The organism is Nocardia abscessus NBRC 100374 (assembly GCF_000308455.1).
Taxonomy (GTDB): Bacteria; Actinomycetota; Actinomycetes; order Mycobacteriales; family Mycobacteriaceae; genus Nocardia; species Nocardia abscessus.
On sequence record NZ_BAFP01000088.1, the window covers coordinates 1 to 20,442 of the forward strand.

General features: G+C 65.7%; 18 protein-coding genes and 2 pseudogenes. 12 read left to right on the forward strand and 8 right to left on the reverse strand.

Going from position 1 to position 20,442, the window contains the following annotated elements:
* Positions 1-49: 49 nt before the first annotated feature.
* Genes hpaH through ON19_RS17115 form a run of 3 tightly spaced genes read left to right on the forward strand, consistent with a single transcriptional unit; the run spans position 50 to position 2,923 of the window.
* Positions 50-838: a 2-oxo-hept-4-ene-1,7-dioate hydratase gene (gene hpaH, locus ON19_RS17105; RefSeq protein ID WP_043693212.1), complete on the forward strand. Its 789-nt coding sequence runs from the start codon at positions 50-52 to the stop codon at positions 836-838.
* Between the two features lie 52 nt (positions 839-890).
* Complete coding sequence (locus ON19_RS17110) at positions 891-1,673, forward strand: HpcH/HpaI aldolase family protein (protein WP_306307048.1); 783 nt, start codon at positions 891-893, stop codon at positions 1,671-1,673.
* Positions 1,658-2,923: an aldehyde dehydrogenase family protein gene (locus ON19_RS17115; RefSeq protein WP_227954851.1), complete on the forward strand. Its 1,266-nt coding sequence runs from the start codon at positions 1,658-1,660 to the stop codon at positions 2,921-2,923. The genes ON19_RS17110 and ON19_RS17115 overlap by 16 nt, the downstream gene beginning before the upstream one ends.
* Positions 2,924-3,128: 205 nt before the next feature.
* Here the strand turns inward: ON19_RS17115 and ON19_RS43820 are convergent.
* A pseudogene (locus ON19_RS43820) lies at positions 3,129-3,305 on the reverse strand (helix-turn-helix domain-containing protein); the annotation flags it as partial.
* 102 nt (positions 3,306-3,407) lie between these two features.
* On the opposite strand from ON19_RS43820, the gene ON19_RS17120 reads away from it, so the two are divergent.
* The 6 genes from ON19_RS17120 (at position 3,408) to ON19_RS41965 (ending at position 8,278) form a co-directional block, all read left to right on the forward strand.
* Positions 3,408-4,643 carry a styrene monooxygenase/indole monooxygenase family protein gene (locus ON19_RS17120; protein WP_043693215.1) on the forward strand — a complete coding sequence of 412 codons (1,236 nt, stop codon included), beginning with the start codon at positions 3,408-3,410 and terminating at the stop codon, positions 4,641-4,643.
* Between the two features lie 8 nt (positions 4,644-4,651).
* Entirely contained in the window at positions 4,652-5,632 is a 981-nt protein-coding gene (locus tag ON19_RS17125) for an AraC-like ligand-binding domain-containing protein (protein ID WP_043693218.1), read from the forward strand.
* Between the two features lie 155 nt (positions 5,633-5,787).
* Entirely contained in the window at positions 5,788-7,029 is a 1,242-nt protein-coding gene (locus ON19_RS17130) for a styrene monooxygenase/indole monooxygenase family protein (RefSeq protein WP_043693220.1), read from the forward strand.
* A 14-nt stretch (positions 7,030-7,043) separates the two neighbouring features.
* Complete coding sequence (locus ON19_RS17135) at positions 7,044-7,370, forward strand: EthD family reductase (protein ID WP_043693244.1); 327 nt, start codon at positions 7,044-7,046, stop codon at positions 7,368-7,370.
* Positions 7,367-7,888, forward strand: coding sequence for a flavin reductase family protein (locus ON19_RS17140; RefSeq protein ID WP_051168992.1), 522 nt, complete (start codon positions 7,367-7,369; stop codon positions 7,886-7,888). Before ON19_RS17135 ends, ON19_RS17140 begins: the two co-directional genes overlap by 4 nt.
* A 243-nt stretch (positions 7,889-8,131) precedes the next feature.
* On the forward strand, positions 8,132-8,278 hold the full coding sequence (locus ON19_RS41965; protein ID WP_157229742.1) for a hypothetical protein: 147 nt from the start codon (positions 8,132-8,134) through the stop codon (positions 8,276-8,278).
* Between the two features lie 91 nt (positions 8,279-8,369).
* On the opposite strand, the gene ON19_RS17145 is transcribed toward ON19_RS41965, so the two are convergent.
* Complete coding sequence (locus tag ON19_RS17145) at positions 8,370-10,682, reverse strand: ATP-binding protein (RefSeq protein WP_051168993.1); 2,313 nt, start codon at positions 10,680-10,682, stop codon at positions 8,370-8,372.
* Positions 10,683-11,958: 1,276 nt separating this feature from the next.
* Between ON19_RS17145 and ON19_RS43825 the strand changes: the two genes are divergently transcribed.
* Positions 11,959-12,126, forward strand: a complete 168-nt coding sequence (locus ON19_RS43825) for a hypothetical protein (RefSeq protein WP_227954852.1) — start codon at positions 11,959-11,961, stop codon at positions 12,124-12,126.
* A 266-nt stretch (positions 12,127-12,392) separates the two neighbouring features.
* On the opposite strand, the gene ON19_RS17155 is transcribed toward ON19_RS43825, so the two are convergent.
* The 6 genes from ON19_RS17155 to ON19_RS17180 form a co-directional block, all read right to left on the reverse strand.
* On the reverse strand, positions 12,393-13,676 hold the full coding sequence (locus ON19_RS17155; protein ID WP_174377701.1) for a dihydrolipoamide acetyltransferase family protein: 1,284 nt from the start codon (positions 13,674-13,676) through the stop codon (positions 12,393-12,395).
* Positions 13,669-14,661: an alpha-ketoacid dehydrogenase subunit beta gene (locus tag ON19_RS17160; RefSeq protein ID WP_218006443.1), complete on the reverse strand. Its 993-nt coding sequence runs from the start codon at positions 14,659-14,661 to the stop codon at positions 13,669-13,671. Before ON19_RS17160 ends, ON19_RS17155 begins: the two co-directional genes overlap by 8 nt.
* A 20-nt stretch (positions 14,662-14,681) precedes the next feature.
* Positions 14,682-15,797, reverse strand: a complete 1,116-nt coding sequence (pdhA, locus tag ON19_RS17165) for a pyruvate dehydrogenase (acetyl-transferring) E1 component subunit alpha (RefSeq protein ID WP_083899442.1) — start codon at positions 15,795-15,797, stop codon at positions 14,682-14,684.
* Between the two features lie 10 nt (positions 15,798-15,807).
* Complete coding sequence (gene lpdA, locus ON19_RS17170) at positions 15,808-17,256, reverse strand: dihydrolipoyl dehydrogenase (protein WP_043693229.1); 1,449 nt, start codon at positions 17,254-17,256, stop codon at positions 15,808-15,810.
* Between the two features lie 162 nt (positions 17,257-17,418).
* Positions 17,419-18,657 (reverse strand): PucR family transcriptional regulator, encoded by a 1,239-nt coding sequence (locus tag ON19_RS17175; protein WP_483243686.1) that lies wholly within the window; start codon positions 18,655-18,657, stop codon positions 17,419-17,421.
* Positions 18,654-19,019: a glycoside hydrolase family 15 protein gene (locus tag ON19_RS17180; RefSeq protein WP_157229743.1), complete on the reverse strand. Its 366-nt coding sequence runs from the start codon at positions 19,017-19,019 to the stop codon at positions 18,654-18,656. The genes ON19_RS17175 and ON19_RS17180 overlap by 4 nt, the downstream gene beginning before the upstream one ends.
* Positions 19,020-19,025: 6 nt before the next feature.
* Here ON19_RS17180 and ON19_RS17185 point away from each other — a divergent pair, with 6 nt between their 5' ends.
* Positions 19,026-19,460: a glycoside hydrolase family 15 protein gene (locus ON19_RS17185; protein WP_368854286.1), complete on the forward strand. Its 435-nt coding sequence runs from the start codon at positions 19,026-19,028 to the stop codon at positions 19,458-19,460.
* A gap of 333 nt (positions 19,461-19,793) precedes the next feature.
* Positions 19,794-20,153: pseudogene (locus ON19_RS17190) on the forward strand (transposase); the annotation flags it as partial.
* Positions 20,154-20,442: the final 289 nt, after the last annotated feature.

Here is a 20,442-nt window from a genome sequence, read left to right on the forward strand (position 1 = left end):
TCATCAGCTCTGACCGTCCGAACCGGCCGAACAGGAAAGGATTTTGGCGATGGCGTTGGACGCCGCAACCATCACGGCGATCGCCGACGAACTCGCGGGCGCGGAACGCGACCGCAGCACCGTGCCGTTGCTGACCGCACGACATCCCGGAATGACGATCGAGGATTCCTACGCCGTGCAGAACGAGTGGCGCCGCCGCGCAATGGCCGCCGGGCGGCGGCCGGTCGGCCGTAAAATCGGGCTGACGAGCAAAGTCATGCAGGCCGCGACCGGCATCACCGAACCCGACTACGGTGCGATCTTCGCCGACGCAGTCTTCGACAACGGCGCGGTCATCGAGCACGGCCGGTTCTCCAACGTCCGCATCGAGGTCGAGCTCGCATTTGTGCTCGCCGACGCTCTGCAAGGCCCGGACGTGTCGGTGTTCGACGTCCTGCGCGCCACCGAGTACGTCGTCCCGGCGCTGGAAATCCTTTCCTCGCGAATCGAATTGGCGGGCCGCACAATCGTGGACACTATCAGCGACAACGCCGCCTTCGGCGGCCTGGTCTACGGCGGCAACCCGATCGAGCCCGGCGACACCGACCTGCGCTGGGTGGCCGCGCTGCTCTACCGCAACGAGACGATCGAGGAGTCGGGCGTCGCGGCGGCGGTGCTCAATCACCCGGCCACCGGCGTGGCGTGGCTGGCGAACAAGCTCGCCCAGCACGAGGATCGCCTCGAACCCGGCGAGATCGTGCTGGCCGGGTCGTTCACCCGCCCGTTGTGGGTCGAGCCAGGCGATACCGTGCTCGCCGACTACGGACCGTTGGGAACCCTCTCATGCCGCTTCGCCTGAACCCGACCTTCCGGGACCGGCTCGCCACCGCCTACCGCGCCCTCTTCGGCGGATGGGCCTGCTCGGGCTCCCCCTCATCGCCGAGATCATGGCGGGATCCGGACTGGATTGGCTGCTCATCGACATGGAGCACGCGCCCAACAGCTTGGAGTCGGTACTCGCGCAGCTTTACGCGGTATCCGGCTATTCGTCCGTACCGGTTGTCCGGGTCCCCCACGGCGAGACCGTGATCATCAAGCAGGTGCTCGATCTCGGCGCACAGAACATCCTCGTGCCGATGATTTCCACGCCTGACAAGGCCAAAGCCGTGGCCGCGATGATCCGCTACCCTCCGACCGGCACGCGTGGTGTCGGCAGCGCGCTCGCTCGCTCGGCTCGGTGGAACCGCGTCGAGGGATATTTGCGCGACGATGCCGAAGATGTCTCGCTGTTCGTCCAAATCGAAACGCAGGAGGGCGTGAACAACGCCCGGGCGATCGCCGCAACCCCAGGCGGGGATGGCGTCTTCATCGGACCCAGTGACCTCGCGGCGTCGATGAGCCTGATCGGGCAGCAGACACACCCCGATGTCGTCGCCGCCGTGAAACACGCCTTCGCCGACATAGACGCCACGGGAAAGCCTTTCGGCGTCAACGCGTTCGACTCCGACACCGCCCGCGACTACGCCGCAGCGGGCGCCCGTTTCATCCTCGTCGGAGCCGACGTAGCCCTGCTTGCCCGGGGCTCGGAAGCACTGGCCCAAACCTATATCGGACGCACCGACCCAGGACCGCGCGCGCCCTCCAGTGAGTGCGCCCGATCGACAAGGAACCCCGAACGATGCAGGAAGTTGTAACCGACCGTGAAGCCGAACTGCTTGCCGCGGTGCCGAATCGGTTGTTCATCGATGGTGAGTGGATCGATGCCGCGTCCAGCGGCATGTTTGCCGTGCGCGATCCTGCCACAGGTCACGTCGTCCGGGAGGTGGCCGACGCCACCGCCGAAGACGCGATCCGCGCACTCGACGCCGCTGTGGCCGCACAGGACGGCTGGGCCGAGACCGCACCGCGCTCCCGCAGTGAAATTCTGCGCCGCACTTGGGAACTCGTCGAGGAACACGCGGACGATCTCGCCTTGCTCATGACAGTCGAGATGGGAAAACCACTCGCCGAGTCCTATGGCGAGGTCACCTACGGTGGCGAGTTCCTGCGCTGGTTCAGTGAAGAAGCCGTGCGCATCCACGGCCGATACGGATTCGATCCCGAGGGAACCGGCCAGATGATCGTCTCGCGGCGGCCGGTCGGCCCCTCGTTCCTCGTCACACCGTGGAACTTCCCCTTCGCTATGGCAACCCGCAAGATCGGCCCCGCCCTCGCCGTCGGATGCACCGTGGTGATCAAACCCTCGCAGCTGACGCCGCTGACCACCCTGTATTTCACGCGCCTGCTTGCCGAGGCCGGACTGCCCGCCGGCGTCGTCAACGTCGTGACCTCCGCCTCCTCCAGCCGCGTCGCTGAACCGATCATCGCCGACCCCCGCCTACGGAAGCTGTCGTTCACCGGTTCCACCGAGGTCGGCCGCACGCTTATCGCCCAAGCCGCCGGCAACGTGCTGCGTGTGTCGATGGAACTCGGCGGCAACGCGCCGTTCGTCGTATTCGACGACGCCGACCTGGACAAGGCCGTGGAAGGGGCGCTCGCGGCGAAGTTCCGCAACATCGGCCAAGCCTGCACCGCCGCCCACCGATTCATCGTCCACGAGCGCGTCGCGGAGGACTTCGCGACCCGCATCACCGCTATCGGCCACGTTCCACCTACTCTGACCGCAACGCCTCGGCGGCTCGGACGAGTTCGGCCACAGCCACTTTCTCATCGATGCTCCCCGGCATATACATCGTGCACACAGCTGCAGTCTGGGAAGCCGCGGACACCGGGACCGCCAGCGCGCTCATGCCCGGCACCACCTCGCCGGTGGTGCGGACATAGCCCAGCTCCCTCGCGAGCGTCACCTCGGGGCGTTCCTCCGGACGCGGTGGAAGCGCCGCGAGGAGCGCCAGCCCTGGAGCTCCGCGCGTCAGCGGATGCCGCAGTCCAGGGCGATAGCTGATGCGCACAGGTGCGTCGATCGGTTCGGCCGACAACAGGTTCAGGGCATCCTCGTTCTGCGGTACGACCAGGAATGACGTGGTGCCCAAGCTTTCCGCCACCCGCCGAAGTTCCGGTTCCGCGGTGGCACGCAGATCACGGCGGACGGTGCCGGCGACCATGGCCGAGGCGACACCCACCCGGTAGCGGCCCGCTTCGTCGCGTTCCACATATCCCCGCAGTTCGAGAGTGGTGAGCAGGCGATAGGTAATCGACCGGTGCAGACCCAACGCGTGAGCGACGTCGGCGGCGCTGCACGGGCCGGCGTCGGCGACCATCTCCAGCACCGCCAGGCCGCGCTCGAGGGTCTGCGAGGTCACTCCCGACTTGTCCGATGGGGGCATTGTCGCTCCTGTCACCCGCCCACAGTCTTGTGTCCGTAGTCACACATGCGTATTCTCGACTCTATATCAGAGAAACATTTCTCGATAGTAGAGCAGATAGCTATGAGTATCGGAATCGTGGGCGGTGGAATAGCCGCATTGCACCTCGGTTTGGCGTTGCGTCCGACCGGGATGTCCGAGGTGACGCTCTATGTCGACCGTGACTACGACGAGATCGCCGCGGGCCCGCTGTTGAACACCGTCGTCCACCACCACCCCACCGTCCTTCGTGAGCGGGAACTGGATGTCGCGCATTGGGATACGCGGGAGTACGGCTACAGCCGCCATCACCACAGCCTCGGCGGGAGCGATCCCGTCCGGTTCACCGGCGATTTCACCTATCCGTCGTTAGCTGTCGATCATCGGCTGTATCTACCTGCCCTGGCTGCGGACTTCGCCGAGCGCGGCGGCGACCTGCGAGTCCTGCCGATCGGGCCGCACGATCTGTCGGCATTGGCTGCCCAGCACGATCTCGTCGTCGTCGCGTCCGGTCGCGGCCTCCTCAGTGGCCTGTTCGAACGCCGGGCAGCGCTGTCACCATTCGACCGGCCACAGCGGCGGATCTGCGTTGGCCTGTACACCGGTGTCACACGCCCCGCGCAGGAGGGGGTCGGCATCAGCATCGCGCCCGATGTAGGGGAACTACTGGAGATTCCACTCGTCAGCAGGCACGGCTGGGTGACGGCGCTGCTGTTCGAGACTCTTCCGGACACCGAAACCGCGGCATTACTGCAGCAACCCGGCGGCACCGCTGACTTCCACCGCGCCGTCCTCGACACACTGCGCGCCCACCACCCCAGTACTTTCGAGCGCGTCGACGTAGCCGAATTCCAACTCACCGACCTCCGCGACCTATTGCAGGGCGGGATCGTTCCCTCCGTGCGCCGCGATTATTTCCACATCGAGCACGGCGTCTACGCCCTCGCGCTCGGAGACGCGCATGTCGTGGTCGATCCGGTGATGGGGCAGGGTGCCAACATCGCGGCATACAGCGCCGCGGTGGTCGCCAGTCATTGTGGCCCGGACGTCGTTTACGACGAATTGTTCTGCACTCAGGTAGCCCGTACCCGTGAGGCCGTTCTGATCGGCGCCTCCCAATGGACGAACCTGACCCTCGAGCAGCACCCCCGGATCGAGCGTGTGCTGCGCGCCGCGGCCCGAAACTCTCTACTGGCCAACACATTCACTGACAACTTCGATCACCCCGACCGGCAATGGGAGGCGCTCGCCACCGATCAGCGAGCCGACCGCTTCATCGGCCACCAGCTGGGTGCCCTCACCACCCACCAAGGAAGGTAAGGACCATCATGGATCCTTCCGCGCCGAGCGCACTTCCCCGAGTTCTTGGAACCGACGGGGTAGAGCCGGCCGATCGCCTCGAATACTGGCGTCAAACGGTCACGCGCGCGTTCGTTCCGCTGTCGGCGACCGCTGCCGACGCCACCGGCTTCACCGGCCGCCTGCAGGTGAGCACGCTGGGAACGATGACGGTGTCGCGGGTCTCCGCCGCACCACACACTGTCCGACGCAGCAAATCCCTCATAGCCGACAGTGAGCGCGGCCTCTACAAGCTCGGTCTCCAACTCAGCGGTGTGGCACTCCTCGTCCAAGACGGGCGCGAAGCCGTACTCGGTTCCGGCGACTTCGCCCTCTACGACACCGACCTGCCCTACACCCTCGACTTCGGGGCGCCTACGGACATGGCCGTGTTCATGTTCCCGCGCGAGCGACTGCATCTGCCGCTCAATGCCGACCGCGACATCCTCGCACGCCGGATCGGTGGCCGCGACGACGTCGGCGCACTGGTCACCCCGCTACTGATCCGGCTGGTCGAGCAGCAACACCGGGGCGGGCTCCACGCCACGCCCGTCATCGCCGACGCCGTCGTAGATCTCTTGTCGGCCCTGCTCGCCGACGACTTCGGCACCCCCGAATCGCTGCCCCACCAGGCGTTGCTCGTCCAGGCCAAAGCCTTCATCGACGATCACCTCGGCGACCCCGACCTCACCCCCGATGTCGTCGCCGCAGCCGTGCACATCTCCACCAGATACTTACAGAAGTTGTTCTCAGCCGACGGTCGGCCGGTTGCCAGTTGGATTCGCCAACGCCGCCTCGATCAGTGCCGCCGTGAACTGTCCAGCGCCCGGGCGATACCGTCCATCAGTGCAGTGGGCCGCAAATGTGGGTTTCCGGACCCGGCGCACTTCAGTCGCGTGTTCAAAGCACAATTCGGCATCAGCCCGGGCGAATTCCGGCGCACTACTCTCAGCAGCCCGAACGGCGTTTGACCAAGATTTCCCGTTGCTGCACCCGCCTGTGCAGTAGTCGTCAAGCACAGTTCCCTCCATGCCATGACTGCCGCCCCGCGGAGGTGGAATTGTCGACAGGATCACCACGAATTCATGTTGCCGAAGGCAACTGATCTGGAAAGGGCATCCACACCATGCCGAACATCGGGATCATCGGCGCCGGTATCGGCGGGCTTCAACTCGGTTTGAAGCTGCGCCAACACGACATACCCGTCACCATCTACACCGACAAGACCGCACACCAGCTCGCGAGCGGGCGCCTGCTCAACAGCGTCGCACATCACGGCCCCACGCTCGCTCGTGAGCGTGAACTCGGTGTTCACTTCTGGCCGGTCCAGGACTACGGCTACTCCTGCCACCACCACTACATGGGGGGCGAACACCCCCTGTCGTTCCGCGGCGACTTCGCCGATTGGTCCAGTGCCATCGACTACCGCCTTTACCTACCGAAACTGATGGAGGCATTCCAGGAACGAGGAGGCGACCTGCAGATCCGGATGCTTCAGGCCGACGACATCGAACCCATCGCCACACGCCACGACCTGGTGGTCGTCGCCGCGGGCCGGGGTGCGTTCGCCTCGCTGTTCCCCCGCCGCGCGGACCTGAGCCCGTACGATGCGCCGCAGCGCGTCCTGTGTGTCGGGCTGTACCGCGGAATCACCGAGTCCAGCCCGAAAGGCGTCACCATCAGTGTCTCCCCAGGCCATGGTGATCTTCTGGAGATCCCGATTTACACCGCGGACGGTTTCCTCACCGCGCTGCTGTTCGAGAATATCCCCGGCGGAGACCTGGAAATCCTGTCCAAGATGAGATATGACGAGGATCCCGCCGCCTTCGAGCGGACTGTCCTGGACAAACTCGCAAAGCACCACCCGCAAACCTTCGCACGAGTCGATCCTGGGCAGTTCGCACTGAACAGTTCACTCGACATATTGCAGGGCGCGATCGTCCCCACCGTCCGTGAGGATTACGCGAAACTCCCCGGCGGCAAATACGCACTGGCGATCGGCGACGTCCACACCGTCGTCGACCCACTGGCCGGTCAGGGCGCCAACTCGGCCTCGCACTCGGCATGGATCACGGGTGAAGCCATCGTCGGCGATCTCGGCTTCGACGAGATGTTCTGCCGGCGGGTTGCCGCGCGCCGCGCCGACGTCGTATTCGGCGCCGCCCAGTGGACCAATCTGATGCTCGGCCCGCCTCCCCCACACCTACAGCGGCTATTCCTTGCGATGAGTGAGAACCAAGCGATCGCAGACGAGTTCACCCACAACTTCGACTACCCCGATCGGCAGTGGCAGATACTCGCCACCCCCGAGCGCACCGACGCTTTCCTGGCCCGCCACGGTGTCCGTCCGGCTCCGGCCGCGTTGTGAAGGGAAGGCATATCGTGTACCGACTGACTGTTCTCTACCCGCCGCCCGCCGATCCCCAGCATTTCCGGAAGTACTACGTCGAGCATCATCTGCCGCTCGCCGCTCAGCTGCCCGGTCTACGGGCCATGCGCTACGGCTTCGACCTCGCCACATTCGACGGCCCAAGCCCATACTTCGCGATCTGGGAGGGTGAATTCGACTCCGCGGACGCGGTTGCCGACGCGATGGGTTCACCGCAAGGACGCGCGGTCGCCGAGGACGTCCCCAACTACGCCACGGGCGGCGCGCACATCGTCCACTACGCGACGATCAGTCCCCCTGTCCAGGACAACATGCCATGAATGCGCGGTCTACAGACATTCGGCCCGTGGGTTCCGACTCACGGGCCTACCGGAACGCGCTCGGCCGCTTCGCTACCGGGGTGACCGTCGTGACCACCGACACCGACGCCGGCGTGCACGCCATGACCGCGAATGGCTTCATGTCGGTATCTCTCGACCCCGCCCTGGTGCTTGTTTCCCTCGGCCATTGCACCATGGCCGAACACCTGACCACCGGTGAGCGATACGGCATCACCCTCCTGTCGGAGGATCAGGAAACCCTGTCCCGGCACTTCGGCGGACGAACCCAACCCGGCCTGTCCATTGATTTCACACGGCGTGGCGAGTACGCGTTCATCCCAGGCGGCCTCGCCGAAATCGGCTGCCGTATCGTCGACCGCCATCGTGCAGGAGACCACGTATTGTTCATCGGCGAAGTCGAACACCTCGACCACCACGACGGCGCGCCCCTGCTGTTTTACACCGGCAGCTACCGAGCACTGCACGTCGGCCTCACGGACGACGTCTTCTTCTACTGACCCTCGGCTCGACGCACCCGGCCAGCCCATGTCAGGGAGTTTTCGAGCACCCACCACGTCGACGCGCACATGCGCCGACCACACACGCCGCCCGCAGGACAGCTCGCGCGCCGATGCCGAGGCGCTGTGAGCTGAGGAGTACAGGAAGCTGACTCCACGGTAACGGCCCAAACCGGCCAAATAGCCAGTGAGGCAACTGTAATGCGACCAGCACTACGACATATCCATATCGAGTCGGGTGTCTTGAGCCTGGACTACCAGGCGAGCACTGAGCAGGCGCAGCACGTGGCTGATGAATTGGCGCAAGGGTTTCCGCAGTTGGTGATCACGGTCGACGACGACGTTCGCCCCGATCTGCCGTTTCTGCCGTGCGCGAGGTTATGGGACTGAGCCAAGAAAGACCGGCCTGACGGCCGGGCCTGAGCCGATTACCTGCCGAACGGCTGTACCTCGAACCGTAGCCAAGCCGCGCTGACCTCGGCTACCGCGCTCGGTGGGAGAGCGCTGTCCAGGCGGCGATCTGCGTCCGCGATGAGAAGCCGAGCTTGGCGAGGATGTTCTCGAGGTGCCGGTCGACGGTGCGCGGGGATACCACGAGTCGTTCGGCGATCTGCCGGTTGCTCAGGCCTTGGGCGACGAGCTCGGCCACCTGCTGCTCGCGCGCGGTCAGCACGGCGTCGTCGCGCTGCGCGGGTTCGGCGGCGCGCTCGTGGCGGTCGAGTGCATAGGCGATCGCCTGGTCGTGATCGAGGACTTCGCCGCGTGCGCGTTCCGCACGCAGCACCGCCTCGGGCAAGGACGTGGCGGTGGCGTGCTCGCAGGTGTCGTGCGGCCTTCGCAGGGAGGGTCCGAACGCGGTGATCGAGGTACCGATGCGCCGCCATTCCGATCCGACCGCGCCGAGCAGCCGCGCCGCACGCCGGTGATCACCGCGGGCGGCGGCGATCCAGGCCAGCAGTTCGATCATCACTGCCGTGGCTACGCGGTCGTTGAACCCGGTCTGGATCTCCAGTGCAGCGCAGGTCGTGGCGGCCGCCTTGTCGTGCTCGCCGTGGACGTACTGGTCGAAGCCCAGCGCCGACAAGGCTAATGATTTGCTCCATTGTTCGCCGCACTTGTCGGCCAAGGCGATCGCCTGCCGGGCGGTCTGCGATGCTCTGTCGTCTCCGGCGGGTACTTGCGACAAGGCGAGATGGAACAGGGTGAACCGGGCCAGGTTGTCATCGTCGGGGAAATCGGCGAGAACGTGCTCGCAGATCGCGATGGACTCCGCGAGGTAGCCGCGGAACAGCGCTGACATGCCGCGAAAACTGTTCGCCCAGCCGAGGGCGCGGTGGTCGCCCACGGCGGCGGCACGGGTGGTGCACTCGTCGAGCGCCTCGTCGGCTTGGTCGAGGTCGCCTTGCATCAGCATTACCCAGGCCGCGACCCACAGCGCCGGGATCCGTTCGGGGGTGTTGTGGTCGGCGTTGCGCAGCGCCCGCTCGATCCACCGTCGTCCCTCGCTGAGGAATCCATCGGCGCACCAGTGGTAGCGCAGTGCCGTCACCATCGCCAGAGCCTGGCGTGTGGCGGCGGGCTCAGTGGTCGCCCAGTCGAGTGCCGCTTGCAGGTTGGCGTGTTCGGCGCGCACCTCGGCCAGACCGGCCGCCTGCCCGGGCCCGTTCCATGCCTCGGTGCTGCGCTCGGCGAGTACGAGGTAGTAGTCGCAGTGCCGCTTGCGCAGGGCGTCGGTCTCGCCGAGTTCGGTCAGCCGGTGTGATCCGTACTCGCGGAGCGTTTCCAGCATCCGGTAGCGCGGCAGGCCGTTGTACGGTGTGAGCACCAGGATCGATTGCGCGACCAAGCGGTCGATGAGGTCCAGGATCTGCTCGCGCGGTAGGTCGGGACCGGCGCACACGCCCTCGGCGGCGGCCAGGGTGAATTCGCCGGCGAACACCGACAGCCGCGCCCACAGCAGCCGCTCCGCCGGTCGGCTCAGCTCGTAGCTCCAGTCGATCAGCGCTCGCAGCGTCCGCTGCCGCGGCACCGCGGCCCGCGTGTCGGTGGTCAGCAGGGCGAACCGGTCGTCGAGTCGTTCCACCAGGCCCTGCAGCGTCAGTGACCGTAGCCGGGACGCGGCGAGCTCGATGGCTAGCGGGATCCCGTCGAGCCGGTGGCAGACCCGCGTGACCGCGGCCGTGTCGACTTCGGTCACCGTGAATTCCGGGCGCACCGCTCGGGCGCGTTCCAGCAGTAGTGTCGGCGCTTCGTAAGCGGTCAGTCCGGTCGGGGTGAGCGTGGTGTCCGAGGTGGGCATCGACAGCGGCAGGACCGGGTACACGTGCTCGCCCACGATCCCGAGCGCTTCCCGGCTGGTGGTCAGAATCCGCAGCTCGGCGCACGATCGCAGCAGGCGGGCACACAGTTCACCGGAGGTCTCCACCAGGTGTTCGCAGTTGTCCAGCACGAGCAACGCGTTCAGGTCGGCGAGGTGGCCGACGAGCTGTTCCTCGGCGCGGCGGTTGGACAGATCGACGACGCCCAGGCTGGTCGTGACCGCACGCGCCACCAGATCCGCGTCGCCGACATGAGCGAGATCCACCAGCCACACCCCGTCCGGGAACGACTGGCCGGATGCGGCCGCGACCTCGGTGGCCAGCCGCGTCTTTCCGACCCCACCCACACCGGTCAGCGTGACCAGTCGTGCGGTCGCGAGCAGCTCCCGGACCCTGCGGATATCCCGTTGCCGTCCGACGAAGCTGGTGATCGGGAACGGCACGTTACCGACCACGCGAGGCTTACGTCGCGCCATAAGACCAATCTAGCCGCGCCGAAGGCATCCGGCGCGACTATTTCGATGCGTCCTCGGCCCGGCCGGGGAGCCAACCGCGAGCCGCATCACCGCCCCGAAGAGGCGCTGTGCGCATGGGTGTGCAGACGGTCGGCCGCCTCTTCGATGTGGCGGCCCGCGCATCCATGGCGCCGGCTCTATTCGACTCCCTCCAAGCCGTCACGGCCGTCTGAATCATCCGCAATCGGTCGCGAGTCCGCGCGTTCCGTCGGCCGGAGGCAGGAAATGTGCACACGTTGATATCGATCCGTCTGCGATTGCAATGTTTCTCCGCATCGCGAGCAATACATCTCGATCATGCCGTGAACCTGTCCGTGCGTATCTGTGGGTTATTGTTTTGGTATCCGTCCCGAGGTCCACGCCGTTGTGAACCGCCGGCGGCGCCGTTGCCGGGCAGCGTGGGGTCGAATGCCCCGCACCTCGGGCAGGAAACTCCGGAGTAGGGCAGCACTGAGACATACTCCGGGTGCCTTTCTATCTCCTTGGGAGTGGTAGTCGCTTCACGACACGGACCCGTCTGCGACACCAGTGTCCGAGAGGAATCCCGAGGTCGTACCGTCTTCTCGAGTGCGGGACCTCGGGTGCGCCGGAATGTATTGGTTCCAGAAATCGTGGCGCACCGCGTCCCACAGCTTCACCAATCCCGGAAGGAGTTCTCGTGCCTGCACGAGATCCGGATAAATCTCGGGGCCGAAGGACACGACCGGCGCGGCGGCGGATGCCTTGTGTACGGCGATGATCGAAATCAAATGGCCCTCGGACACGCACCACGAAGCCCGCAGTCCGTCGACTTCGACTCGGCGCACATCAGCCATCTCCGATCACCCGTTGCCGTACGCGTAGCTCACACCCGGTGCGAGCATTGTCGACACACCACGCTCGGGGATACGAGGCCGGCACGGCTGGTGATTCAGCGCGCTCGAGCCGCGTTCTGCCCGGACTTCGTTCCGCACGATCTGCGACTTCATGCATCGTTGGCCTCCTATCCGCAACCACAACTGATGACATGAGCATCACAGGTCCGGTCCTGCGGCGACATGCGTGAAGACACCCACTCGCGCACCCATATCCGCAGCCCACGGCCTTGTGGGGTCGCACGGTGTCCGGTTCGGTGTGTCATCCAGGCTCGAACGGAATCGGCAACAAAGTCCGTCGAATCGAGTTCGCCGACGTCATACCGAGCCGGTGACGGCCACGATCCCTCGCCTTCGACTACCTCGACGCCCCGATCCGCCGCGTGGCAATGGCCGAGGTGCTGCTGCCTTACGCCAAGCCGCTCGAACGGCTCGCCCTGCCGTCCGCCGAGGGACCCCAACCGCCCGAGGGCACCGGATCGGCGACGAGCAGCTGCTCGAATTCGCACGTGGCGGTCGAGATCGCCAGGATCCGGCCCGCACTCTGGTGACGCCGGCGACGCTCGGGAGATCATTCGGTGTTCGCTTGCCCCCAGAAACCGGCGGCATCCGCAACCCGAGACTGTGCCTATCGTCCTCGCGATTCGCATTGGCGGATGGGCAATGACAGATCAGCATCATGATGCACCATGTCGTCGCTCGCTTTCGACCGAGACCCGGAACGGCCCGTCTGGGTGATGCGTGGAAACGTGATCGCGGAGAGGCCCTGGAATGGCTGCAGGCCTTCCAAAGATGGCCGAACATGCCCGTGAGTCCGTTATGTCACGATCCGCAGCGGGTTTTCGATCAGTTCCTTGAGGGTTGCCATGAACTGGGCTGCGACCGCGCCGTCTATGGCTCGATGGTCTGCCGACAGGGTCACGCGAAGGATCTTGCGGGCAACTACTTCGTCGTTCTCGAGGCGTAGTTCGTCGGCTGCTGCCCCTACGGCGAGGATGGCGGACTCCGGCGAGTTGATGACCGCGGTGAATTGCTCGATGCCGAACATACCGAGGTTGGAGATCGTGAAGGTGCCGCCTGTCATGTCATCTGCGCGAAGCTTGCGATCGCGGGCACGGGTCGCTTTGTCACGGCTCTCGGTCGCGATCTCGGAAATGCGTTTGCGGTCCGCGTCACGAATGACCGGAACGAGCAGTCCGGCCGGGGTCGCGACTGCGATGCCAATGTGGATACCCTTGTGCCGCAGCAGCTTGTCTCCCGCATAACTGACATTGACCGAGCTGTCCTTGCGCAGCGCGACGGCCACCGCCTTGACGAGTAGGTCGTTCACACTGACCTTGCTGTCGCTCGCCGCGTCCTGCGTCGCGTTGATCCGGGCACGGAAGGCGAACAACTCGGTCACGTCGATCGCACTGGTCAGGTAGAAGTGTGGTGCCTGCTGCATGCTCTCGGTGAGCCTGGTCGCGGAGACGCGCTGAATAGTGGTCAGCACGACCTCCGCGAACTCTCCAGACGCTGGAACATCTTGCACAGCAATGGCACTCGCGTCAGGAGGCGTCACGATGACAGTGGGCGAGCCGGGCTCGGCGGCGCTGTGGGCAGCCTCCACGTCTCGTTTCGTCACCCGCCCGCCCGGGCCGGTTCCCACGACAGAGTCCATGTCGACCCCCAACTCGCGCGCGATCTTGCGAGCGAGCGGCGAAGATTTGACCACATCGGTCCGGCACGAGCCCGAGAAAGTGTCACTGTGTGAAACGCGCTGTGGCGCGGCGTCTCGGGCCGCCGAGCCGACGCCGGATGGCGCGTCGCTCGATCGCGTCGCCGCGGCAGCAGTACCGCGTACAGCCGAAACCTCGTCCGATGCAGTGCCATCCCCGACGATCGCGATCGGCTCGCCGATCGGAACCCGAACGCCAGGCTCTGCGAGGATCTTTTCGAGGACGCCGTCGTCATAGGCTTCGAGTTCCATCAGGGCTTTGTCGGTCTCGATTTCGGCGACGATTTCGCCGCGGGTGATCTGGTCACCCACGTTCTTGAGCCAAGCCGAGACAACGCCGTCTTCCATGGTGTCCGACAGCCGGGGCATGATGATGTCAGGCATTGCGTGTGTCCTTACCGACGGCCGCCAGGGTTTCCGTCACTGCGGTGTAGAGCGATTCCGCGGACGGCAAGGCGAGCTTTTCGAGTGGTTTGGCGTAGGGCAGCGGGACCTCCGCCATGGCGACGCGGCGAACGGGGGCGTCGAGATAGTCGAACGCGCCGTCGGAGATCGATGCCGCGATTTCCGCGCCGATGCCGTAGGTGAGCCAGTCGTCCTCGCCGATGACCGCGCACCCGGTCTTGCGGACGGAGGCCACGATGGTGTCTCGGTCCAGCGGACGCAGACTGCGCAGGTCGATCACCTCAACCGAAATACCCTCGCCGGCGAGACGATCAGCAACCTGCGTGGCGACAGCGGCCATACGGGAGTAACCGATGAGGGTGATATCGGTGCCTTCGCGGGCGACGGCGGCTTTGCCGATCTGGGCGGCCGGAAGCTCTTCGGGCACTTCGCCTTTAGTGTTGTAGAGCGACAGATTCTCCAGGAACAACACCGGATCGTCGTCCTCGATCGCGGCCTTGAGCAATGCCCGCGCGTCGGCGGGCGTGCTCGGCGCCACGACCTTCAGGCCGGGCACGAAGGCGTAGTACAGTTCGATGTTCTGCGAATGCGTCGCCCCGAGTTGCTGGCCGCCGCCACCGGGTGTCCGGATAACGAGAGGTACGCTGGTTTGGCCGCCGAACATACCGTAGATCTTCGCGGCATGGTTGACGATCTGATCCAGCGCCAGCAGCGAGAAGTTGATGGTCATGATCTCCACGACCGGGCGCAAGCCGAGCATCGCGGCGCCGATCGCCGCACCGACGAATCCTTCCTCCGCGATGGGGGTATCGCGCACTCGCTTCTCACCGAACTCCTCGAGCAGACCGGTGGTGATCTTGTAGGAGCCTTCGAAGACGCCGATCTCTTCACCGATCAGAAAAACGTCGTCATCGCGTCGCATCTCCTCACGCAGGGTTTCGCGCAGAGCTTCGCGGTAGGTCATGACAGGCACAGTGGGAGTCCTCAGTGGGTGAAGAGCGGATCGGCGGGCAGACGGCGGGAATCGCCCGGCACCGGGGTGGCGTAGGTGTAGTCGAACAGGCTCGACGGCTCCGGATGCGGGCTCGAATCAGCGAATTCGACGGCGGCGGCGACACCGTCGGCCACCTCGCGGTCGAGATCGACCAGCGACGCTTCGGTGAGCACACCGGCGGCGAGCAAACGCTGCTGCCACAACACGATCGGATCGTGCTCACGTGCCGTGGCAACGGTTTCGGTGCTGCGGTATTTGGCCGGGTCGACCACCGAGTGGCCCTTGAGTCGGTAGCTCACCGCTTCGAGCAGTGCGGGTTTGCCTTCCCGGCGGGCGCCTTCGATGAGCTCACTCGCCAGGTCACGCACGGCCAGCATATCGGTTCCGTCCACCCGCTCGCCGCGCATGCGATAGGCGGCGGCGCGCTTCCACAGATCCGGTTCGGCCGAGGACTTCTCGACCGTGGTGCCCATGCCGGTCTGGTTGTTGATCACCAGGAACACCACCGGAAGCCGCCACAGCGCGGCGATGTTGAGGGACTCGTGGAAGGCGCCGATGTTGGTGGTGCCCTCCCCCATCTGGCACACCACGACGTCGTCGCCGTCGTGGTAGTCGATGGCCAGCGCCGCGCCGATGGCCAGGGGAACCTGTCCGCCCACGATGGCGTAGCCGCCCAGCAGCCGGGTCGCGGTGTCGTACATGTGCATCGAGCCGCCCCACCCCTTGGAGGTACCGGTGGAGCGGCCGTACAGCTCAGCCATCACTCGACCCGGTTCGATGCCCTTGGCCAGCGCGTAGCCGTGTTCGCGATAGTTGGTGAACAGGTAGTCGGTGGGGCGCATCGCGGCGCCCAGGCCGACGACCGTGGCTTCTTCGCCGAGGTTGAGATGGCAGTAACCGCCGATCTTGGCCTGCTGGTAGCTCTGCGCGGTGCGCTCCTCGAAGCGTCGGACGAATAGCATGTCGCGGTAGAGACCACGCAAGGTCTCGGGATCCTCCGCCGCCACAGCGGATTCCACGTCGGGGCCGGTGGTGTCTGCCGCGGGCACGGGATCGGGTTTTGTCAGCTTGCGGGCGGGCTTGCTCCGCGCGGTGGTCGTGGTCATGTCGAGCTCCTCAACGCTTGCGTGGCGCGATGTGTACCGGCAGTCCGAGTCCGGCCATGGCCGCCTCCATGCCGATCTCGCCGAGAGTGGGGTGGGCGTGAATGGTGTCGGCCAGCTCGTCGAGCGTGGCTTCCAGCGAGATCGCGAGCGCGCCCTCGGCGATCAGATCGCTGGCGGACGGGCCGATGATGTGCACGCCGAGCACTTCCTGATGTGACTGCCCGGCAACAATTTTGATGAACCCCTCGGTCTCGCCAAAGGTCTTGGCTCGGCCGAGCGCTGCGAACGGGAACTTGGCGGTGATCACCTCGTGGCCGGCCGCACGAGCCGCTTTCTCGGTGAGACCGACGCTGGCGATCTCCGGGTGGGTGAACGTCGCGGCCGGGATGACCGAGTAGTCGATGTGGGTGTCGTGCCCGGCGATCACCTCAGCCGCGGTGATGCCCTGGTGTGAGGCGACGTGGGCGAGCATGGCCCGCCCGGTCACGTCGCCGATGGCGTAGACGTGCTCGACACTGGTCCGCAGTCGATCGTCGACTTCGATGAAACCGCTTGCATTCGTGTCGATTCCAGTTACGTCCAGGCCGAGTTCAGAAGTGTTGGGGCGCCGCCCGACGCCGACGAGCACGACGTCAGCGTCGAGTTCGTGCGCCGCCGGACCGCCGACCGATACCCGCAGTGCGTCGCCCTCGGTGATCGCGGTGACGGTGGCGCCGGTGAGGACGGTGATGCCACGCTTGCGGAACGATCGGCCGAGTGCGTCGCCGATCCCTTTGTCCTCCAATGGAACCAGGCGGTCCTGCATCTCCACGACCGTGACCTGGCTGCCGAACGTGGCGAACAGGGTGGCCCATTCGGCGCCGACCGCGCTGCCGCCGATGATCACCAGCCGTCGCGGCACCTCGGTAAGTCCGAATGCGCCGTCGGAGGTGACGACGCCGGGCAATCCCGCGCCCGGTATCGGCAACTGCGCGGGCACCGAACCGGTCGCGACGATCACGTCGCGCGCGGTCACCCGTCGAATCGCCGTTCCCGCGGGAGCGGCGTAGCGGGGGCCGCCGTCGAAGATCGGTGAGGCGTCGACCTCGTGGACCTCCACGACGGTCGGCTCGACGAACCGGGCATGCCCTTCGATCAGCGTGACCCCGCTGGCCTTCAGCAGGCCCGCGACACCGTCGGTCAGCTCTTTGACGATGGCGTCCTTGCGTTGCCGCACCGCGGCGAAGTCGTACCGCACGTTGTCGGCGAGGACTCCGAATTCGGCTGCGTTGGTGAGTGTGTGGAAGACCTCCGCGGAGCGCAGCATCGCTTTGGTGGGAATGCAACCCCAGTTCAGGCACACGCCGCCAGGGCGCTCCTTTTCCACAACACAGACCCGTAGGCCGCGTTGCGCGGCGCGGATGGCGGCCACGTATCCACCCGGTCCACCACCAATGACCAATAGATCGAATTCCAGCACTCGTGGTGCTCCTCAGCTCGAAGGATCAACCCATCCGCGGTCGCAGTGCGGGCTGTTCATCGAGTCTCACGGTCCGTTATTGCCCAATCAACGGACAGACAGCCCAGACTTCATGGCCTGAAAGTGGGCGCAGAGCCCAATGCGAGAAACGTGATCGACCGTTCAGTCAGTGGTGGTGGGGTCCATCTCCAACGCCGCCAATGCCAGCGAGAGCTCCAGGTGGGACCGCTGCCCCTCCAACCGCCGCCCCAGCAGAGTGGAGATCCGCTGCAACCGGTTGATCACCGTATTTCGATGACAGTGCAGCCGCGGCGCGGCGTGGGCCGCCGAGCAGTTCTCCGCCAGCCAGATAGCCAGTGTGCTCAACAGGATCTCGCGTTCCTTGGCGGACAGTTCGAGCACCGGACCGAGCGTGCGAGCGATCATCAGCTCGGTCAGATCAGGGGAACGCAGTAACAGCGCCTCCGGGTAACGATCTTCCAGCGACACCAGACCCTGCGCCGATGTGGAGAGGGTCTCCAGCGCGAGGGTCGCCAACGCATGCGCGGTACCGATCTGAGCCAGCCCGGCGACGACGGGCGAGGCCGCAGCCCGCCCCCGAATCCGCTTCCTGACCTGATCGAGCACCACAGAACTCTCGCGCTGCTCCATCGAAACGAGTCCGACCATGGTGTCGACCCGATCGTGCCACACCGAACGAATACCCACGGCAGCCAACGCCATCTCGGTACCCATCTCGACGTTTGGACGTGCGCCACGCACCGCGACCACCAGATAGCCACCGTGGGTGGGCAGATTCAGCTCGCGCGCCGCCCGCGCAGCGAAGTTCGCGTCATGCGCACTGCCCGCAAGCAGATCTTCGATCAACCCGTGACGATGTCGCTCGTCGCGACGCACCTGCTCCAATTCGGTGCTTCGATAGGAGGTGACCAGCGCGGACGACATGCCGTCGATCGCTGCCCAGGTCGCTGCGCCGATTTTCCGGACTTCGGCAGATGACAGTTCGCCGGCCCGGTCCAGGAGTGCCTCCCACACGATCTGGCCCCCAAGCCGGAAAGTCCGCAGCATGACTTCCAACGGCACGCCCTGGGCCGCGCGATTGCGACCGATCGCTGTGGCAACGTCGTCGCCATCCGCCGCCACCACATCACCAGCCAACAGGTCGAGCACTCTGGCCAGATAACTGTGACATCCGGCGCGTAAGTCGTCCCGGCTCACCGGCGAGTAATCGGTCCACTCGGGAATATCGGTGAAGATCGCCGACATCAGGCGCCGGGTCAGCGCAGGCAGCTCAGCTCGACATTCGACTGCCAGCTGCCGGGTCCCCGCCGAGGGCCCGGTGTACTTGGGTGCCCCTGCCATCCTGTTTACGCTACGCGGCCTGTTCTTCCGTCCCGTCATACCAGCCGCGGTGAACTCGCGCCCGTCGAGCCGTGCGCAACGCACGGACTGCGCAGTCTGCCCCGTTGCCAGTTCGCGCAGACGAAATCGGCCAGCTGTGCCAACCGCCGCGCCACGTCGGCATCCAGTCGCCCCACCGCGTTCGCGTACAGGAAGCCGGTTTGCAGCAGTTCGCCGTAGGTGTCCAACTGAACCTGCTCGGCGGCCGCGTTTCCGGTCCGGACCGGGCGAGAACCCCGGTATCCGTGCAGCGGCCACTCCCGTTCGCGACCGACCGGGCCGCCGTCGAGCCGGCCCGGACTCAGGGTTGGGTTGGGCTCGACCGAGCCATCCGGCTCCACGACCAGGGGCTGATACGCCACCACCGGGTGGATCGGTGGAGGTCTACCCGAGCGCAGATCCGCGCATTCATCGAGGGAAACTGCTTTTCTTCCCGGCGTGGGTGCTACGTGCGTTACGCCGGCGGTGAGGAGTTGGACGTCGCGGTCCTGCTCGGGTTGCTCTACGGATACGCCGACGGGTCCGATCCGCGGATGCGGGCCACCGTCGAGGTCGTGGACCGTGAGCTACGGCACGGTCCATTCGTCTACCGGTATACCGGCGAGGACGGTGTCCAGGGTGCAGAAGGAGCGTTCCTCGCCTGCTCTTTCTGGTTTGCCGAATCTCTGGCGCGGATCGGACGAGTCGAGCGCGCTATCGCCCTCACCGATGAGCTGATCGGCCAAGCCAACGATGTGGGACTCTACAGCGAGGAAATCGACCGGACTCCGGCGAGTTCCTCGGAAACCTACCCCAAGGGCTGACGCATCTGGCTCTGATCAGTGCCGCATGCGCGATCGACACGGTCACCGGAAAGGCCGCGGACCGATGAATCCCTGGGGAACCGCTGCGGGGGCCTTCGTCGGCACCCTCTTACTGACGACTGCGCTGCGCACGGCCAACGAACTCCACTTGACCCGCATCGACCTTCCGTTCCTGTTGGGCACCGTGAGGTTCACCCCGGGGAGTGGACACCGAGTTAGCAGGCTCGTTGGTTCTGCTGGTAAGGATGTTCGTTATGCCTCCTCGCAAGCGTCGGTGGTTCACGGCCGAGTACAAGGTCGAAGCTGCTCATCGGGTGATCGATTCCGGTCGGGCTGCGGTTCACCGACGTCGACGGCCTGCGGCTGACCGCGTTCGTCACCAACACTCGCCGCGGTCAGCTCCCTGACCTGGAGTTACGGCACCGCCGCCGCGCCCGCTGCGAGGACCGCATCCGCGCCGCCAAGGACACCGGGCTGCGCAACCTCCCGTTCCGCAGCTTCGACGCCAACCGGATCTGGCTGGCGATCGTCGTGCTCGCGCTGGAACTGACCGCCTGGTGCCAGACCATCGCCTTGGGCGACCATCCCGCCCGCATCGCCCGCCATGCCCGGCGCACCCACCTGCGCCTGTCCCCTCACGCCCCGCACGCCGGCCTACTGGTCACCGCCCTGGACCGCCTACAACCAGGCTGACCAGCACCAAACCGCACCAACGATCCGCGAAAGGACTTTCCTCCGGGCCCGTGGAACCCCGGCAGCCACCCGCTGACCGGGCTACCCAGTGTTGCCCACCAGCTGCTGATCAGCCGCCGAAAACCAATCCGAACCCGAGCAGGTCGGGCCGAAGGCCGGCGAAAGATCGAGGCTAATCGGCGCGGCGCAGCTTGCGCACGATGACCTCCGCGGACTGCCGCTTGCGACCAGCCATGTCTCTCATCGTCCCTCCCAGCTCTCACCAGGGGCAACAGAACTCTAATACCAA

Bases quoted from the DNA above. Each gene is read 5' to 3' on its own strand.
- hpaH (WP_043693212.1), top strand. From the start codon at position 50: ATGGCGTTGGACGCCGCAACCATCACGGCGATCGCCGACGAACTCGCG.
- ON19_RS17110 (WP_306307048.1), top strand. From the start codon at position 891: ATGGGCCTGCTCGGGCTCCCCCTCATCGCCGAGATCATGGCGGGATCC.
- ON19_RS17115 (WP_227954851.1), top strand. From the start codon at position 1,658: ATGCAGGAAGTTGTAACCGACCGTGAAGCCGAACTGCTTGCCGCGGTG.
- ON19_RS17120 (WP_043693215.1), top strand. From the start codon at position 3,408: ATGAGTATCGGAATCGTGGGCGGTGGAATAGCCGCATTGCACCTCGGT.
- ON19_RS17125 (WP_043693218.1), top strand. From the start codon at position 4,652: ATGGATCCTTCCGCGCCGAGCGCACTTCCCCGAGTTCTTGGAACCGAC.
- ON19_RS17130 (WP_043693220.1), top strand. From the start codon at position 5,788: ATGCCGAACATCGGGATCATCGGCGCCGGTATCGGCGGGCTTCAACTC.
- ON19_RS17140 (WP_051168992.1), top strand. From the start codon at position 7,367: ATGAATGCGCGGTCTACAGACATTCGGCCCGTGGGTTCCGACTCACGG.
- ON19_RS17145 (WP_051168993.1), bottom strand. From the start codon at position 10,682: ATGGCGCGACGTAAGCCTCGCGTGGTCGGTAACGTGCCGTTCCCGATC.
- ON19_RS17155 (WP_174377701.1), bottom strand. From the start codon at position 13,676: ATGCCTGACATCATCATGCCCCGGCTGTCGGACACCATGGAAGACGGC.
- ON19_RS17160 (WP_218006443.1), bottom strand. From the start codon at position 14,661: ATGACCTACCGCGAAGCTCTGCGCGAAACCCTGCGTGAGGAGATGCGA.
- pdhA (WP_083899442.1), bottom strand. From the start codon at position 15,797: ATGACCACGACCACCGCGCGGAGCAAGCCCGCCCGCAAGCTGACAAAA.
- ON19_RS17175 (WP_483243686.1), bottom strand. From the start codon at position 18,657: ATGACGGGACGGAAGAACAGGCCGCGTAGCGTAAACAGGATGGCAGGG.